The organism is Vibrio sp. 10N.222.49.C12, assembly GCF_041475025.1.
Classification (GTDB): domain Bacteria; phylum Pseudomonadota; class Gammaproteobacteria; order Enterobacterales; family Vibrionaceae; genus Vibrio; species Vibrio crassostreae_C.
Genome location: NZ_JBFRVF010000106.1, coordinates 1 through 1,894, shown reverse-complemented (window position 1 = coordinate 1,894; position 1,894 = coordinate 1). Strand labels below are relative to the sequence as shown.

Genomic DNA, 1,894 nt, shown 5'->3' with positions numbered 1-1,894 from the left:
TCTGTTTAAGAGTGATTCGCGACGCTTGGCATTTTTGCTATGCGTTGCGTTTTGTGTTTAAGGTGGCATGCGGAAGCATCGGTATTGCGTTAAGTGGTGAGCAACGCAATACCGATGCTTCCGCATGCCACCTTAAACACAAAACGCAACGCATAGCAAAAATGCCAAGCGTCGCGAATCACTCTTAAACAGATTGTTATATCAATTACTTCGACGCGCTAAGGTTTTGATATTCTTCTAGAGCAAAACCATCAGTCATTCCACTAATATAATCAATTACCAACCTCGAGCGATGATAGATCTCAGTTAACCTTTGAGCATTTGACGGAGTCTCTACATCATAAAGATCAGACACTACCGAAAAGTAAGTGTTCTTATGCTTACTTGATAACTTATGAAATAAACGTGTTTCAATCGGATGGCTTTTTAATCTGTTACTTTGTGCTAAAGTCTTAAACTCCGAAAATGATAGTTTTATCAGTGGAGAATAGATTTCCAATAAACCAGAGATTACGGCATATCCCTTTAACTCCAAGTTTTCTACTTCAGCGTGATTAAATACATTGTCTACAGATAGAAGCCTTAAAGTCTCAGTTGCTAGGTTATACTTGTCGCACCCATCGAGCAGAGACTCATCAAAAGCCCCCGAAAAAACCAAGTCATGGTTTTCAACATAACGACTAGCTGCATAGTGCGCAAGATCATTAACTAAAGTAGTACGAAGGGTCAAAATATAAGCATGGTTGCTATTGAATTTCTGCTCCTTGGCTTTTTCCATAGCTTTTTCAGAAATTGTTAGCAAGTACCCTTCATCAACAACAGTATCATCAACACCCTCTTTACCACGAAAAGATTCCCATATTCTCGTTATTTCAGAATGAAGTTTATCTATTGAAAGAATACCTTTGTCGACTGCATCGTCAACGTCTGCGATACAGTAAGATATATCATCCGCAGCTTCCATAATATAAGTTAGAGGGAATCTCGCACCATCTTCAATACCAAGCTTTTCTTGTATAGATTTATACAGAGCTTCTTCCGTTAGGTAAAAACCTGGCTTTTTTTTCCTGTAGCAAAATTCATCATCAGTTGAAGGCTTATCTTCGTAAGCAGCTCTAGTGTATTTTACCAAACAAGCCAATTGAGTATATGTAAGATTCAAAGCTTGAATCTGATGTAGTAGCCTGATTCCCTGTGCGTTACCTTCAAAATTACAAAGGTCCTTAATTAATTTCTGGCATTCTGGCTCCTCACCAAAAGCATCATTTATTGATTTAGCAAGAAAAGTCTTCGTCCATAGATTAATAGCTTCTTCGCCAAAATGCCCAAATGGTGGGTTACCGATATCATGTAGTAAACATGATACCTCGACAGCACTAACAAAGCCCTCCGAATACTCCGAGAGATCAATCCCCTGCTTGCTCAGCTCTTTGAGAATAATTTTACTTATGTAGCGGCCGACCTGCTGAACTTCTAGCGAGTGCGTTAAACGGCTTCGTACTGCTGCATTAGATTCTAAAGGGAAAACTTGTGTTTTCTGTTGTAAGCGTCTTACTGCTGCAGAATTCACTGCTCTACCGCGATCACTTTCCATTTCTTCGTTGAAATCTCGACCTCCAATTGTGGAAGATCGAAATCTATCAGATTTTAACTTTTCTTTATAATTCATATTATTTCCAACTGATTGATATAACGAATGATATGGACTCCCTCTACCTGACACTCTGCGTGCCATACTTACTTAGTACACGCTGAAGAACTGGAGGTGACTATGTCCACCATTCAAACTATTGGCGTTGACCTTGCCAAGAATGTGTTCAGTATTCACGGCGTTGATGCATATGGCAAGTGCGTCCTACGCAAAACTGTCAAAAGTGCATATTTCGGAGCATTC

General features: G+C 39.5%; 2 protein-coding genes and 1 pseudogene. 2 read left to right on the top strand and 1 reads right to left on the bottom strand.

The features are described 5' to 3' along the window. Positions 1-188, top strand: a 188-nt coding sequence (locus AB4583_RS20735) for a hypothetical protein (protein ID WP_372119199.1), incomplete at its 5' end; no start/stop codon positions are given. 17 nt (positions 189-205) lie between these two features. On the opposite strand, the gene dgt is transcribed toward AB4583_RS20735, so the two are convergent. Further along, entirely contained in the window at positions 206-1,669 is a 1,464-nt protein-coding gene (dgt, locus tag AB4583_RS20730) for a dGTPase (protein ID WP_372119196.1), read from the bottom strand. A 102-nt stretch (positions 1,670-1,771) separates the two neighbouring features. Here dgt and AB4583_RS20725 point away from each other — a divergent pair. Beyond that, a pseudogene (locus tag AB4583_RS20725) lies at positions 1,772-1,894 on the top strand (IS110 family transposase); the annotation flags it as partial.

Coding starts and splice junctions, on each gene's coding strand:
- dgt (WP_372119196.1), bottom strand. CDS start 1,669: ATGAATTATAAAGAAAAGTTAAAATCTGATAGATTTCGATCTTCCACA.